This is a genomic window from Pseudomonas sp. SDT291_1_S447 (assembly GCF_054070155.1).
In genome coordinates this window covers 1-15,016 of sequence record NZ_JBSVXS010000032.1, presented here as the reverse complement: position 1 = coordinate 15,016, position 15,016 = coordinate 1, and the positions used below count along the sequence as shown (strand labels likewise).

The 15,016-nt window shown below is 59.2% G+C and carries 12 protein-coding genes; 7 read left to right on the top strand and 5 right to left on the bottom strand.

Annotated features, from left to right (window positions below; all coding sequences use genetic code 11):
* Nucleotides 1–240: 240 nt before the first annotated feature.
* The 4 genes from ACW9IR_RS13150 to ACW9IR_RS13135 all read left to right on the top strand — a co-directional run bounded on the left by ACW9IR_RS13150 (nt 241) and on the right by ACW9IR_RS13135 (nt 7,406).
* Nucleotides 241–2,046: a phenylacyl-CoA dehydrogenase gene (locus ACW9IR_RS13150; protein WP_110720737.1), complete on the top strand. Its 1,806-nt coding sequence runs from the start codon at nt 241–243 to the stop codon at nt 2,044–2,046.
* A gap of 192 nt (nt 2,047–2,238) precedes the next feature.
* Nucleotides 2,239–3,528 (top strand): GGDEF domain-containing protein, encoded by a 1,290-nt coding sequence (locus ACW9IR_RS13145; protein ID WP_016983164.1) that lies wholly within the window; start codon nt 2,239–2,241, stop codon nt 3,526–3,528.
* Nucleotides 3,529–3,618: 90 nt separating this feature from the next.
* Complete coding sequence (locus ACW9IR_RS13140; protein ID WP_457463557.1) at nt 3,619–5,415, top strand: acyl-CoA dehydrogenase C-terminal domain-containing protein; 1,797 nt, start codon at nt 3,619–3,621, stop codon at nt 5,413–5,415.
* Between the two features lie 212 nt (nt 5,416–5,627).
* Entirely contained in the window at nt 5,628–7,406 is a 1,779-nt protein-coding gene (locus ACW9IR_RS13135; protein WP_457463555.1) for an acyl-CoA dehydrogenase C-terminal domain-containing protein, read from the top strand.
* A 227-nt stretch (nt 7,407–7,633) separates the two neighbouring features.
* On the opposite strand, the gene ACW9IR_RS13130 is transcribed toward ACW9IR_RS13135, so the two are convergent.
* The gene (locus ACW9IR_RS13130; RefSeq protein WP_077574788.1) at nt 7,634–8,548 is read right to left on the bottom strand and encodes a LysR family transcriptional regulator; all 915 of its coding nucleotides are present in this window, start codon (nt 8,546–8,548) and stop codon (nt 7,634–7,636) included.
* Between the two features lie 169 nt (nt 8,549–8,717).
* Here ACW9IR_RS13130 and ACW9IR_RS13125 point away from each other — a divergent pair, with 169 nt between their 5' ends.
* From ACW9IR_RS13125 to ACW9IR_RS13115, 3 genes are all read left to right on the top strand, one after another.
* Nucleotides 8,718–10,001: an aspartate aminotransferase family protein gene (locus ACW9IR_RS13125; RefSeq protein ID WP_457463552.1), complete on the top strand. Its 1,284-nt coding sequence runs from the start codon at nt 8,718–8,720 to the stop codon at nt 9,999–10,001.
* A 267-nt stretch (nt 10,002–10,268) separates the two neighbouring features.
* Nucleotides 10,269–10,589: a helix-turn-helix domain-containing protein gene (locus ACW9IR_RS13120; RefSeq protein ID WP_102900121.1), complete on the top strand. Its 321-nt coding sequence runs from the start codon at nt 10,269–10,271 to the stop codon at nt 10,587–10,589.
* Nucleotides 10,590–10,698: 109 nt separating this feature from the next.
* Nucleotides 10,699–10,857, top strand: a complete 159-nt coding sequence (locus ACW9IR_RS13115; RefSeq protein WP_003228885.1) for a YqaE/Pmp3 family membrane protein — start codon at nt 10,699–10,701, stop codon at nt 10,855–10,857.
* Nucleotides 10,858–10,989: 132 nt separating this feature from the next.
* Here ACW9IR_RS13115 and ACW9IR_RS13110 read toward each other — a convergent pair whose 3' ends face one another.
* Genes ACW9IR_RS13110 through pqqC form a run of 4 tightly spaced genes read right to left on the bottom strand, consistent with a single transcriptional unit; the run spans nt 10,990 to nt 14,923 of the window.
* On the bottom strand, nt 10,990–12,801 hold the full coding sequence (locus ACW9IR_RS13110) for a prolyl oligopeptidase family serine peptidase (protein ID WP_457463549.1): 1,812 nt from the start codon (nt 12,799–12,801) through the stop codon (nt 10,990–10,992).
* Nucleotides 12,767–13,906 carry a pyrroloquinoline quinone biosynthesis protein PqqE gene (pqqE, locus tag ACW9IR_RS13105; RefSeq protein WP_457463593.1) on the bottom strand — a complete coding sequence of 380 codons (1,140 nt, stop codon included), beginning with the start codon at nt 13,904–13,906 and terminating at the stop codon, nt 12,767–12,769. The genes ACW9IR_RS13110 and pqqE overlap by 35 nt, the downstream gene beginning before the upstream one ends.
* Nucleotides 13,899–14,174, bottom strand: a complete 276-nt coding sequence (pqqD, locus tag ACW9IR_RS13100) for a pyrroloquinoline quinone biosynthesis peptide chaperone PqqD (RefSeq protein ID WP_110720732.1) — start codon at nt 14,172–14,174, stop codon at nt 13,899–13,901. Before pqqD ends, pqqE begins: the two co-directional genes overlap by 8 nt.
* A complete protein-coding gene (gene pqqC, locus ACW9IR_RS13095) occupies nt 14,171–14,923 on the bottom strand; it encodes a pyrroloquinoline-quinone synthase PqqC (RefSeq protein ID WP_064365278.1) in 753 nt (250 codons plus the stop codon). The genes pqqD and pqqC overlap by 4 nt, the downstream gene beginning before the upstream one ends.
* Nucleotides 14,924–15,016: the final 93 nt, after the last annotated feature.

The following is a 15,016-nucleotide window of genomic DNA, read 5'->3' as shown; positions in this document are numbered from 1 at the left end:
GTCGCGGCGTTTTTTGTTGTAAGTCCTTCTCCCTCAACTAATCTTTTTTCAGCGCCCGTGGCTCATTCGAACGCATGGCGGTTTGCTGTGCCCGGCGTTTGAAAGGTGCGATGACGAACGGCAAAAGATCGACGCTTGACAAGATTTCGGCGTAAACGTATGTTTCAAACAACTGTTTGACCGTCACAACAAATCAACACGGTCGTTCATTCCCGGTTACATCAGCAGAGGTTTATCGCTATGCCTGACTACAAGGCCCCCTTGCGTGATATTCGCTTCGTTCGTGACGAACTGCTCGGCTACGAAGCGCACTATCAGAGCCTTCCGGCTTGCGCAGACGCAACTCCGGACATGGTTGACGCCATTCTCGAAGAAGGCGCCAAGTTTTGTGAGCAGGTACTGGCACCGCTGAACCGCGTGGGCGACCTCGAAGGTTGCACTTGGAGCGAGTCCGGCGTGAAAACCCCGACAGGCTTCAAAGAGGCTTACAAGCAATTCGTTGAAGGCGGCTGGCCAAGCCTCGCTCACGACGTTGAGCACGGCGGCCAAGGCCTGCCGGAGTCGCTGGGTCTGGCAGTGAGCGAGATGGTTGGCGAAGCCAACTGGTCGTGGGGCATGTACCCAGGCCTGTCGCACGGCGCGATGAACACCATCTCCGAGCACGGCACGCCAGAGCAGCAAGAAGCCTATCTGACCAAACTGGTTTCCGGCGAATGGACTGGCACCATGTGCCTGACCGAACCGCACTGCGGCACCGACCTGGGCATGCTGCGCACCAAGGCCGAACCTCAGGCTGATGGTTCCTACAAAGTTTCCGGCACCAAGATCTTCATCTCGGCCGGCGAACACGACATGGCCGACAACATCGTCCACATCGTGCTGGCCCGCCTGCCGGACGCACCGGCTGGCACCAAAGGCATCTCGCTGTTCATCGTTCCAAAGTTCATGCCGAATGCTGATGGCACCGTCGGTGCACGCAACGCGGTGACCTGCGGTTCGCTGGAACACAAGATGGGCATCCACGGCAACGCCACCTGCGTGATGAACTTCGACGGCGCCACCGGTTACCTGATCGGCCCGGCGAACAAAGGCCTGAACTGCATGTTCACCTTTATGAACACCGCACGTCTGGGTACCGCACTGCAGGGCCTGGCCCACGCCGAAATCGGTTTCCAGGGCGGCCTGAAATATGCTCGCGATCGTCTGCAAATGCGCTCGCTGACTGGCCCGAAAGCGCCGGAAAAAGCCGCTGACCCGATCATCGTGCACCCAGACGTACGCCGCATGCTGTTGACCATGAAGGCGTTCGCCGAGGGCAACCGTGCGATGGTGTACTTCACTGCCAAACAGGTCGACATCGTCAAATACGGCGTCGATGAAGAAGAGAAAAAGAAAGCCGACGCACTGTTGGCCTTCATGACCCCGATCGCCAAAGCGTTCATGACCGAAGTCGGCTTCGAATCCGCTAACCACGGCGTACAGATCTACGGCGGCCACGGCTTCATCGCCGAGTGGGGCATGGAGCAGAACGTTCGCGACAGCCGCATTTCGATGCTGTACGAAGGCACCACCGGTATCCAGGCACTCGACCTGCTGGGCCGTAAAGTGCTGATGACGCAAGGCGAGGCTCTGAAGGGCTTCACCAAGATCGTCCACAAGTTCTGCCAGAACAACGAAGGCAACGAAGCCGTTGCAGAGTTCGTCGCACCGCTGGCGGCAATCAACAAGGAATGGGGCGAGCTGACCATGAAGGTCGGTATGGCCGCCATGAAAGATCGCGAAGAAGTCGGCGCGGCTTCCGTGGACTACCTGATGTACTCCGGTTATGCCTGCCTGGCTTATTTCTGGGCCGACATGGCGCGTCTGGCTGCTGAAAAGCTGGCAGAAGGCAGCGGCGACGCGGCGTTCTACACCGCCAAGCTGCAAACCGCGCGCTTCTACTTCCAGCGCATCCTGCCGCGTACCCGCACGCACGTGGCCACTATGCTGTCGGGCGCCAACAACCTGATGGACATGAAAGAAGAAGACTTCGCACTGGGCTACTAAGCCTTAACGCAGTCTCCTGAAAACCGCTGCTCCCGTTAGGGGGTAGCGGTTTTTTTGTTGGTGAACAGTTCAGATAGTCGGGCTACCGGCCGTTAAAGAGACAGTGTGTGATCTGGATCACATTGTGTGGGCTTGGCTGCACTTTGCAGGCACAATGCCATCTCTTTGATATGACGGGTCGGAGCTTTACCCTTGCCGCGTTCTTCCGCTGTACGTTTCAGCCATTTCCTACCTTCACTGCTGTTGTTACTCGCGGGGTTGGCGGCTGCGTACGTCAAAGACCTCAGCGTGTTCTTCACTTCGCTGTTCAATGTGTTGCCGACCCTGGTGCTGCTGTTGGGTGGCGCGTATTGCGCGGTTTATCGGCGTCAGCGTGAACTGTTTCTGATGCTCACGGTGTACATCGCCTACTTTTTGCTCGACACCCAGACCGACTATTACCGCGACAACGGCAAGGTCCGCGAAGACGCTGCGGTGGTCTTTCATCTTGTGTGTTTGCTGCTGCCGTTGTTGTTCGGCTTGTTCGCTGCGTGGCAGGAACGTACGCATCTGTTTCAGGACATGGTTGCGCGCTTCGCCGTGCTGCTGGCCTTCGGCAGCGTGGCGCTGGGGCTTGAGCAAAGTTATCCCCAGGCACTGCTGATGTGGCTGTCGGAAATCCGCTGGCCGGCGCTGCATGGCGCATGGATGAGTCTGATCCAGCTTTCCTATCCGGTATTTATCTCGGCGTTCCTGCTCTTGGCCTGGCAATACTGGCGCAATCCGCGTCCACTGCATGCGGCACAATTGGTTGGCCTGCTCGGCGTGTTCTGGATGCTGCCGAAAACCTTCATCCTGCCGTTTACCTTGAACATCATGTGCAGTCAGGTGATGTTGATGATTGCCGCCGCCGTTGCGCACGAGGCTTATCAAATGGCCTTCCGCGACGAACTGACCGGTCTGCCGGGACGTCGTGCGCTCAACGAACGCATGCAGCGCTTGGGCCGCAATTATGTGCTGGCGATGAGCGACGTCGATCACTTCAAGAAATTCAACGACACCCACGGTCACGATGTCGGTGACCAGGTACTGCGTCTGGTCGCCAGCAAGCTGTCGAAAATCAGTGGTGGCGGTAGGGCGTATCGCTACGGTGGTGAGGAATTTGCTCTGGTGTTCGCAGGCAAAACCCTTGAAGAGTGCATGCCGCACCTTGAGGTGATCCGAGAGTCGATTGCGTCCTACAGCATTCAACTGCGCAATCAGGAAAACCGTCCGCAGGATGATCAGCAAGGTCGCCAGCGCCGCGCCGGTTCGGGAGCGTCCAGTGTGTCGGTGACAGTGAGCATCGGTGTCGCCGAGCGAGTGGAGCAGCGCAACCCGGAACAAGTGCTGAAGTCCGCCGACGAGGCGCTTTACGCCGCTAAAGGCGCGGGGCGTAACTGCGTGATGGCGTACGGACAAAACCGCCGTGGCGCGGTGCGTATGGACACCGCTGCGGGTTGAGTGATGACGGCGCATTCAGCGTCTGCACAATGATTGTTTGGCGTGGTGGCCGGCAGTAGGTTGAGGCAATCTGCTGACGGAGAAGCCACCATGCCTGAGTACAAAGCTCCCCTGCGCGACATGCGCTTTCTGATCGACCACGTCTTCGACTTCCACGCCAATTACGCCGCTCTCGGCGCCCATGACGCCAGCCCGGACATGATCAACGCGATCCTCGAAGAGGGCGCGAAGTTCTGCGAGAACGTTCTGGCGCCGCTTAATCGCAGCGGTGACGAAGAGGGCTGCCATTTCGACAACGGTGTGGTGACAACGCCTACAGGCTTCAAGCAAGCCTTCGCACAATACGTCGAGGGCGGCTGGCACGGTCTGGCGGCGGACCCGACCTACGGCGGCCAAGGCCTGCCGAGCTCGCTGGGGCTGGTGATCAGCGAAATGGTCGGCTCCAGCAACACGTCGTGGGGCATGTACCCGGGGCTGACTCACGGCGCGATGTCGGCGATCCACGCCCACGGCAGCGCCGAGCAGAAAGAGACTTATCTGAGCAAACTCACCGCCGGGCAATGGACGGGCACCATGTGCCTGACCGAAGCCCACTGCGGCACCGACCTGGGCATCATCAAGACCCGCGCCGTGCCTCAGGCCGATGGCAGTTATGCGGTCACCGGCAGCAAGATTTTCATCTCTGCCGGCGAGCACGACATGAGCGACAACATCATCCATCTGGTGTTGGCCAAACTGCCGGACGCGCCGGCCGGAACCAAAGGGATTTCGCTGTTTATCGTGCCGAAATTCTTGCCGGATGCGACGGGTGAGGCAGGCGAGCGCAATGGCGTGTCCTGCGGTTCGATCGAACACAAAATGGGCATCAAGGCGTCGGCCACTTGCGTGTTGAACTTCGACGGCGCCAAGGGTTACCTGATCGGCGAGCCGAACAAGGGCCTGAACTGCATGTTCACCATGATGAACCATGCACGCCTTGGCACCGGGATGCAGGGTTTGTGTCTGGGTGAAGCGAGTTTCCAGGGTGCGATCAAATACGCCAACGACCGTTTGCAGATGCGTTCGCTTACCGGTGCCAAAGCCCCGGACAAAGCCGCCGATCCGATCATCGTTCACCCGGATGTGCGGCGCATGTTGCTGACCATGAAGGCCTTCAACGAGGGCAATCGTGCGCTGACGTATTTCACCGCGCAGTTGCTTGATGTCGCGCATCTGAGCAGCGATGCCGAGGCGCGTCAGGAGGCTGAGGACTTGCTGGCGTTCCTCACGCCGATCTGCAAGGCGTTCATGACCGACACCGGGCTGGAAGTGACCAACCACGGCATGCAGGTGTTTGGTGGCCACGGTTTTATTCGCGAGTGGGGCATGGAGCAGTTGGTTCGCGACTGTCGGATCGCGCCGATCTACGAAGGCACCAACGGCATTCAGGCGCTGGATCTGCTGGGGCGCAAGGTGCTGGGCAGTCAGGGCAAGTTGCTGCGCGGCTTCACCAAAATAGTCCATAAGTTCTGCGCGGCCAACGCCGAGCACCCGCAACTGGGCAGTTTCGTTGCGCAGCTCAATGAGTTGAACCAGCAGTGGGGCGACCTGACCATGAAGGTTGGGATGGCGGCGATGAAGAACCCGGATGAGGTGGGCGCGGCGTCTGTGGATTATTTGATGTACAGCGGTTACATCATCCTCGGTTATCTGTGGCTGCGTATGGCATTGGTGGCGCAGGCGCAACTGGACGCGGGCGAGGGTGAGGCGGATTACCTGCGCGGGAAGTTGGCGACGTGCGAGTTTTACTTCAAGCGTTTGTTGCCGCGTACGGCAGCGCATCGGGCGGCGATCGAGGCGGGGAGTGATTGTTTGATGAAGTTGCCTGCTGAACTGTTTGCGCTTTAAGGAAGATCAAAAGATCGCAGCCTTCGGCAGCTCCTACATAGGATCGTGTTTTACCTGTAGGCGCTGGCGAAGGCTGTGATCTTTTTTGATGACTAAAAATAACAAAACAGTCACCGGTTGACCCTATGTGTCGCAAAAGTTGTTGAGGTACACTCCGGCTCAACGAAAACACCATTCCACGAATCACCTGTTTAGATCTTGCGAGGTTTGCCATGGCTGACTACAAAGCGCCGCTGCGCGATATGCGCTTCGTCCTCAATGAAGTGTTCGAAGTCGCCAAACTCTGGGCTGAACTGCCAGCGCTGGCCGAGACCGTCGACGCCGAAACTGTTGAAGCCATTCTCGAAGAGGCCGGCAAGGTCACCAGCAAAAGCATCGCGCCACTGAGCCGTGCGGCTGACGAAGAAGGTTGCCATTGGGCCGACGGTGCCGTCACCACACCGGCAGGTTTCCCACAGGCTTATCAGACTTATGCCGAAGGCGGCTGGGTCGGCGTTGGCGGTGATCCGGCCTACGGCGGCATGGGCATGCCCAAAGCCGTGTCGGCGCAAGTCGAAGAAATGGTCAACTCCGCCAGCCTGTCCTTCGGTCTGTACCCGATGCTGACCGCCGGCGCCTGCCTGTCGATCAACGCCCACGCCAGCGAAGAGCTGAAAGCTGCGTACCTGCCGAACATGTACGCCGGCGTCTGGGCCGGTTCCATGTGCCTGACCGAGCCACACGCCGGTACTGATCTGGGGATTATTCGCACCAAGGCCGAGCCTCAGGCCGACGGTTCCTACAAGGTCAGCGGCACCAAGATCTTCATCACCGGTGGCGAACACGACCTCACCGAAAACATCATCCATCTGGTGCTGGCGAAACTGCCGGACGCGCCAGCGGGTCCGAAAGGCATTTCGCTGTTCCTCGTGCCGAAGTTCATGGTCAACGCCGACGGCAGCCTGGGCGCGCGCAACCCGGCGAACTGCGGTTCGATCGAACACAAAATGGGTATCCAGGCCTCCGCGACCTGCGTGATGAACTTCGACGAAGCCGTGGGTTATCTGGTTGGCGAGCCGAACAAAGGCCTCGCCGCGATGTTCACCATGATGAACTACGAACGTCTGGGCGTCGGCATCCAGGGCCTGGCCACCGGCGAGCGCTCTTACCAGAACGCCGTTGAATATGCGCGTGACCGTCTGCAAAGCCGTTCGCCAACCGGCGCGCAGAACAAAGACAAAGTCGCAGACCCGATCATCGTCCACCCGGACGTGCGGCGCATGCTGCTGACCATGAAAGCCTCGAACGAAGGCGGCCGTGCGTTCTCCACCTACGTGGCGATGCAACTCGACACCGCCAAGTTCAGCGAAGACGCCACCACCCGCAAACGTGCGGAAGATCTGGTTGCACTGCTGACGCCGGTGGCCAAGGCGTTCCTCACCGATCTGGGTCTGGAAACCACCGTGCACGGCCAGCAGATTTTCGGCGGCCACGGCTATATCCGCGAGTGGGGTCAGGAGCAACTGGTGCGCGACGTGCGCATCACCCAGATCTACGAAGGCACCAACGGCATTCAGGCACTGGACCTGGTCGGTCGCAAGATCGTCGGCAGCGGTGGCGCGTTCTACAAACTGTTCGCCGACGAGATCCGCCACTTCACCGCCACCGCGAGTGCCGATCTGGGCGAATTCACCAAACCGCTGAACGATGCCGTCAACACCCTCGACGAGCTGACCTCGTGGCTGCTGGATCGGGCGAAAAACAACCCGAACGAAATCGGCGCGGCCTCAGTCGAATATCTGCAAGCGTTTGGATACGTTTCCTACGCCTACATGTGGGCGTTGATGGCCAAAGCCTCGTTGGGTAAAGAAGCGCAGGACGATTTCTATGCCAGCAAGCTCGGCACCGCGCGCTTCTACTTCGCCCGTTTGCTGCCGCGTATTCACTCGTTGAGTGCGTCGGTGAAGGCCGGTAGCGAGTCGCTGTTCCTGCTGGATGCAGCGCAATTCTGATGCGATGACGTCATGTAAGCATTTGCTTACATGACGTGCTGCTGTTCTCCCATATGCGTGGATTGGATCCACGGCTAATCTACATTTCATGGACGTCGCGCAGGAAGCGCAAAGCAACAACACGGACACGTAGGATTCTGCCAGGGTGGCGGAGTGAAATGGATGTCAGGGAAACAGTCTGCAAAGCCCCGCTTCGGCGGGGTTTTCTTTTGCCTGCAGAAAAGTAGTCAGGCCAGCGGATCCAGCGCCGGCTTCACTTCGCGCTCCATCACTTCCTCCAGCAACGTTTGTAACAGTGCCAAAGGCGCCTGCTGACGCTGCACATCGCGACAGACCAACCCAACCTTCAGCGGCACCCTGGGTTCGCTCAGCGGTTTCCACAGCAAATCCTGATCGTCGTACTCCTTTTGCGAACGCCCCGGCAGCACCGTCGCCAGTTTGGTGTGTGGCAGGCTGTCGAGAATCCCCACCATATTGTTCAGCTCAGCCTGCACCTGCGGGCGACGTCCCAGCGCGGTCAGTTGCGCCTGCCAGATCTGGCGGATCTGAAATTCTTCGCCCAGCAGCAACATCGGCAACTCGGCAGCCTGGCGCATCGAGACTTTCTTGAATTCACGCAAGGGGTGATCGGCTGGGATGACCAGCGTCAGCTCATCTTCGTAAAGCATGACGCCATGCAGCCCAGGTTGGCGCGGCGGCAGATAACTAATGCCGATGTCCAATGAACCGTTGAGCAGTCGCCGCTCGATCTCAAGTCCGGTCAACTCATAAATCTGCACCACCAGATGCGGCTGCGCTTTACGCACCCGCTCAAGCATTTGTGGCACCAGACTAGTGTGAACCGTTTGCAGCACGCCGATCGCCAGCGTGCGCAAGGCCTGTCCTTTGAAATTCCCCAACGCCTCGCGCGCCCGTTGCAAACCATCGAGCAGCGGCAACGCGTGGTTGTACAAGGTGTGCGCTGCCAGGGTAGGCAGCAGGCGCTTGCTGCTGCGTTCGAACAGGGTGACGTCGAGGTTCTGTTCGAGCTGGCGGATCTGCTGCGAGAGCGCCGGTTGCGAAATCGACAGGCGTTCCGCCGCCCGGCCGACATGACCTTCCTCGTAGACCGCGACGAAATAACGCAGTTGTTTGAAATCCATAAGTAATGCTTATCGAAAATGCTGGTAAATCGAAATGGCCCGCAAGCCTCGGTGAGCCTAGTCTAACCGCATTCACAAGGCTTACAGGGCCAGAAAGCGCGATGAATAGCGTTCGCTTCGACAGTGTTTGCATAGGCAGTTCAAAACACCTGAAACGAGGTGTTTTTCAATGAATCTGTTCAGTTTGCGGCGTCAGACGCCGAGTCTTGATGACCTCGCCTTCGAGGCCAATCCTGCAGAAAGCAGCGAAAATCTTAGCGTTGAAAGGCTGATGCCCAGCATCGAACGACCGCAGCAGGTGTTCGTCCGGGGGCAGGGGTCGTGGCTGTGGGACAGTAACGACCGCGCATACCTCGATTTTTCCCAGGCCGGTGGCGCCAACAGCCTTGGCCACAGTCCTTCGGCATTGGTCAAAGCCATCAGCAGTCAGGCGCAGGCGCTGATCAATCCCGGTTTCAATCTGCATAATCGCGGCATGCTCAGCCTTGCCGAGCGCCTCTGCGCCGCCACTTTCAGCGATCAGGCGTACTTGCTCAACAGCGGCAGCGAAGCCTGTGAAGCGGCGATCAAACTGGCGCGCAAATGGGGCCAACTGCATCGCGGCGGCGCGTCGCGGATTATTGTTGCGAAGCAGGGTTGTCATGGCCGTAGTCTGGCGACGATTTCCGCCTCCGACAGCTGCAACCTGCACAACCGTTTTGCGCCACTGCTGCCGGGTTTTGATCTGGTGCCGTTCAACGACTTGCCGGCCCTGCACGCCGCGGTCGATGCTCAGACCGTGGCGATCATGCTGGAGCCGATCCAGAGCGACGCCGGCGTTGTGCCGGCGACCGAGCATTACCTCAAAGGTGTCGAACGACTGTGCCGCGAATTGGGCATTCTGCTGATTCTCGACGAAGTACAGACCGGCATCGGTCGCTGCGGCACCTTGCTCGCCGAACAATCCTACGGCGTGCGCGCCGATATCGTTGTGCTCGGCAAAGGGCTTGGCGGCGGTGTGCCGTTGGCGGCGCTGCTGGCGCGGGGCAAGGCCTGCTGTTTCGAGGCCGGCGAACTCGGCGGTACGCATCACGGCAATGCATTGATGACGGCGGCCGGTCTGGTAGTGCTCGACAGCGTGTACGACCGCAGCTTCCTCCAGCAGATCAACGACAACGGCCAATACCTGCGCGAAGGCCTGGCTCGATTGGCGCACCGCTATGACCACGGCGAATTGCGCGGCCAAGGCCTGTTCTACGGATTGACCCTGTCAGACGATTCCGCCGAAGCCGTGGTCCACGCCGCACTGCATGAAGGCCTGCTGCTCAATGCCCCGCAAGCCAACTGCCTGCGCTTCACCCCGGCGCTCACCGTGAGCAAAACCAACATCGACGAAATGCTCCTGCGCCTGGGTCGCGCCTTCTCGCGAGTGCGAACCGCACAACTGCAATGCCGCAAGGGGATTGCCGTCTGAACTGAAGTTTCCTACCCGATTTCCAGAACCGTCTCGCGGTATAACGCACGCCCCACGCCTGATTCTTTTGGCGTGGGGCGTTTTTTTGTGGCCGGGTTTTGCAGATGGTGTTTAGAGCTTGAGAGTTCGTCGTGCGAATGGTTTTTTAGGAGGTCCCTGCGACATCTGAATTGAAGGATTTACGAAAGTTAGCCAAAGCCTATGCTCAGCTGACCGAGGAGCAGATCCGGGATTTGTTGGCAATGAAGGAGTTTGTGGAGATATTTCATGAGTAAGAAATTCAAAAGTGAAGTTTTTGGATCGATACACGAATCAGCCAGCGCTCTACTGGCTGTCGGCGCAATCAGCAAGGCAACAATGCGGGAGTTTGATGAGTCGTGTCTGGCAACGGTTCCTGAAGCGATCCCGGCGGAACAGATCAAGGCTCTGCGCGAACGCAATAACGTTAGCCAGCCGGTATTCGCTCGCTACTTGAACACGAGCGCGTCGACAGTCAAACAATGGGAGTCGGGAGACAAACACCCCAGCGGAATGGCGCTGAAGTTACTGAGTATCGTGCAGAAGCACGGACTGCAAATTCTTGGCTGAGCTATCAGTTTGATACCGACACCGTGATTAGCACTGAACCCTGACGAGCGGCGCAGGTCGATTAGCTTGTATGGCTCAAGTGAGCCAACCCCCATACAGGAGCTGCCCCATGGATTTCATTCGCATCATCATCGCTATTCTGTTGCCACCACTGGGCGTGTTTCTGCAGGTCGGGTTTGGCGGGGCGTTCTGGTTGAACATTCTGCTGACGTTGTGCGGTTATATTCCGGGGATCGTGCATGCGGTGTATATCATCGCCAAGCGCTGAGTTCTGCGGCGCCAAGTAGATAGCTTTCGCGAGCAGGCTCGCTCCCACAGGGGATTTGTGAACAACACCGATCCAATGTGGGAGCGAGCCTGCTCGCGAATGGGGCTGCGCGATTTCTGCGGGGCGCCCTGATCAGTCCGCCAACCCCATCACGCGGCGATAAAACTTCCACTCCTGCTCCAGCGCATGCGCCTGATTGGCCGCGCGACGGAAGCCGTGGCGTTCGTCGGGGTAGTAATGCGCTTCGACCGCGATGCCGTTCTGCTCCAGCGCCGTGACCATGTCGCGGGTTTGTTGCGGGACAACCACGGCGTCCAGTTCTCCCTGAAAGAAGATCACCGGTACGCGGATGTTGTTTGCGTGCAGCAACGGTGTGCGTGCGGCGTAGCGTTCGGCGTCTTGCTCGGGATCGCCGATCAGCCAGTCCAGATAATCACTCTCAAATTTGTGCGTTGCCCGAGCCAACGCAACCGGGTCGCTAACGCCGTACAAACTCGCTCCGGCGCGGAAGACGTGTTTGAACGCCAGCGCACATAACGTGGTGTAGCCGCCCGCGCTACCACCTCGAATGAATGCGCGTTCACCGTCGATCAAACCCTGTTCGGCGAGATAACTCACCACCGCACAAGCATCCTCGACATCCACCTCGCCCCAGCTCAGATGCAGTGCCTGTCGATATTCCCGGCCATAACCGCTGCTGCCGCGATAGTTGAGATCGGCGACGGAGAAGCCGCGTTGCGTCCAGTACTGGATTCGCGGATCAAGCATCGGGTAGCAGGCTGATGTCGGGCCGCCGTGAATGAACACCACCAGCGGCGGTTTTGTCTCGCCGCTCATGGCTGGATAAAAGAATCCATGCGCTTCGCCCGAACCGCTTGGGTAGCGCAGGGTTTGCGGACGGCTGATGCGTTCGGCGGGCAGGGGCGCAACACCACCGGCCAGCACTTTCACTTCGCGACTCGTTCGATCAATAACGATGACCGCCGAAGGGCTGATCGGCGAGGCGGCGATGCAGTAGATGTTTTGTGCATCCAGCGCCAAGTGGCGGAAGCGGCTGTAATCCCCCGTGTAATCTTCATCGCCAAGCGTCAGACGCCCAAAACCACCTTCGCTCCAACTGGCAAGAAAGGAATCCCCAACAGGAAACCAGGTGCAGCCGCCGAGTTGCCACGGTGCTGGCGCGTGATCGGCTTGCGCAGCAGGTAATGGCTCCAAACCGGCGGAAGTCTCAGCCCACGGCTGCCAGAATCCACCACGATCGGTCAGGCAATAAAGGCGATTGTCGGCATCGAATCGCGGTTGTTGGATGGACTCTTCAAACTCGGCGCCGGCAACGCATCGCGGCGAACTAAAAGCGCTATTGGTCGAACGCTCAGCCACCATCAACCGGGTCGACGTCCACGGCTGATGCGGCCGACTCCACTCGATCCAGGCCAAACGCTGGCCATCCACACTAAGGATTGGCGCCGCATAAAAATCCGCGCCTTCAGCCAATAAATGCCGCCCACCGTCAGCCAGATCGATTGCTACCAGCCGATGCTGATCTTGCTGTTCTTCGACCGCCAGCACTTGGCCGAAAGCAAAATGCAGATCGCCATAACGGCACTCGCCCGAGGTCAATGCTTCCGGCTCGCCACCGAGCTTCTGGCGATACAACTGCTGATCCGCCTCAGCGACGAAAACCACCCCATCCGGCGTCAGACAAAACGCGCCACCGCCATATTCGTACACCCGACTGCGCACGCTGAAGCCATCCGGCGTCAGACATTTCGCCACGCCATCGCGCCAATGCCAGATCCGGCACGCGGCATCTTCCGGGCGGTATTCATTCCAGAACAAACCATTGGCGCCGAGCTGCAGTTCGGCGAAATCCATGCCGGCAGCGACGGCTTGCAAGGCGCTGAAAGGCTCAGCCCTTGGCGATGAGGCGTGAGTTTCGTTCATTGCGGAAGGCCAGTTGTTCGATGGTTTGAGTGGCGGTCTCGGCTTCTTCGCGGGCCTTGAGAATCACGCCGTGATGTTCGGACTTGCTGCACACCGGGTCGGCATTGCTCGCATCACCAGTGAGCATGAACGCCTGGCAGCGGCAGCCGCCGAAGTCTTTTTCTTTCTCGTCGCAGGAGCGGCACGGCTCGGGCATCCAGTCGTAACCGCGAAAGCGGTTGAAGCCGAACGAGTCGTACCAGATGTGCTGCATGCTGTGATCGCGCACATTGGGAAACTGCACCGGCAGCTGTCGGGCGCCATGGCAGGGCAGGGCGGTGCCGTCCGGGGTGACCGTCAGAAAGATGCTGCCCCAGCCGTTCATGCAGGCTTTTGGGCGTTCTTCGTAATAATCCGGGGTAACGAAAATCAGCTTGCATGGATGCCCTTCTGCTTCCAGTTTCGCCCGATATTCGTTGGTGATGCGCTCGGCACGCACCAGTTGTTCCTTGGTCGGCAACAGGCCGAAACGATTGAGCTGCGCCCAACCGTAGAACTGGCAGGTGGCGAGCTCGACGAAGTCGGCTTCGAGCGCAATGCACAGCTCGATGATGCGGTCGATCTTGTCGATGTTGTGCCGATGGGTGACGAAGTTCAGCACCATCGGATAGCCGTGGGCCTTAACCGCGCGGGCCATTTCCAGCTTCTGCGCGAAGGCTTTTTTCGAGCCGGCAAGCAGGTTGTTCACTTGCTCGTCGCTGGCCTGGAAACTGATCTGGATGTGATCGAGACCGGCCTTCTTGAAGTCGCTGATTTTCTGCTCGGTCAGACCGATGCCTGAGGTGATCAGGTTGGTGTAGAAACCCAATTGCCGCGCTTCATGAATCAGCTCAGCGAGATCCTGACGCACCAGCGGCTCACCACCGGAAAAGCCCAATTGCGCTGCGCCCATCTCCCGCGCTTCGCGGAACACCTTGATCCACTGCTCGGTGCTCAGCTCTTTGCCCTGCTCGGCGAAATCCAGCGGATTGGAGCAGTACGGACATTGCAGCGGGCAGCGGTAGGTCAGCTCGGCGAGCAGCCACAGCGGCAGGCCGACTTCAGGCTTGGGCGGCAGATCAGGCAAGTTCGATCCAGTGCTGCGCACGGGCAACCTCCATGAATTGCTCGATGTCGTCACCGAGCTCAGGCACGCCGGGGAACTGTTCATCGAGTTTGGCGATGATCGCCGCGACATCGCGTTCGCCGTCGATCAAACCGCCGATCAACGCAGCGGTTTCGTTGAGTTTGATCATGCCTTCGGGGTAGAGCAGCACATGGCCTTTCTGCGCCGGTTCGTATTGGAAGCGGTAACCGGGACGCCAGGTCGGGATTTTGCTGCGGTCGAAACTCATAAGGTGATTCCTTTATGCCAGACCCGTTGTTCGGTGACGCTGTGGTACGGCGGGCGGTTCAGTTCGTAGGCCATGCTCATGGCATCGAGCATGCTCCAAAGAATGTCCAGTTTGAACTGGAGAATTTCCAGCATGCGCTCCTGGCCTTCGCGGGTCTTGTAGTGCTCGAGCGTGATCGCCAGACCATGCTCGACATCGCGCCGTGCCTGACCGAGACGGGTGCGGAAGTATTCGTAACCGGCCGGATCGATCCACGGGTAATGCTGCGGCCAGCTGTCGAGGCGCGACTGGTGAATCTGCGGCGCGAACAGTTCGGTCAGCGAGCTGCTGGCGGCTTCCTGCCAACTGGCGCGGCGGGCGAAGTTGACGTAGGCGTCGACGGCGAAACGCACGCCGGGCAGCACCAGTTCCTGGGAGCGCAGTTGATCCGGGTCGAGACCGACCGCTTGACCGAGTCGCAGCCAGGCTTCGATGCCGCCGTCTTCGCCGGGAGCTCCGTCATGGTCGAGCAGGCGCTGGATCCACTCGCGGCGGATTTCCCGATCGGGGCAGTTGGCGAGGATCGCCGCGTCCTTCAGGGGGATGTTCACCTGATAGTAGAAGCGGTTGGCGACCCAGCCCTGAATCTGCTCGCGAGTGGCGCGGCCTTCATACATCGCCACGTGGTAGGGGTGGTAGATGTGGTAATAGGCGCCTTTGGCGCGCAGGGCCGCTTCGAATTCGGCGGGGGACATTGGCGTGTCAGTCATGTTTGTTCTCCGGGGAACAACCCTAGAAATCTTTTCTGTTTGCACTGGCCTCTTCGCGAGCAGGCTCGCTCCCACAGGTTGATCGCATTCCAA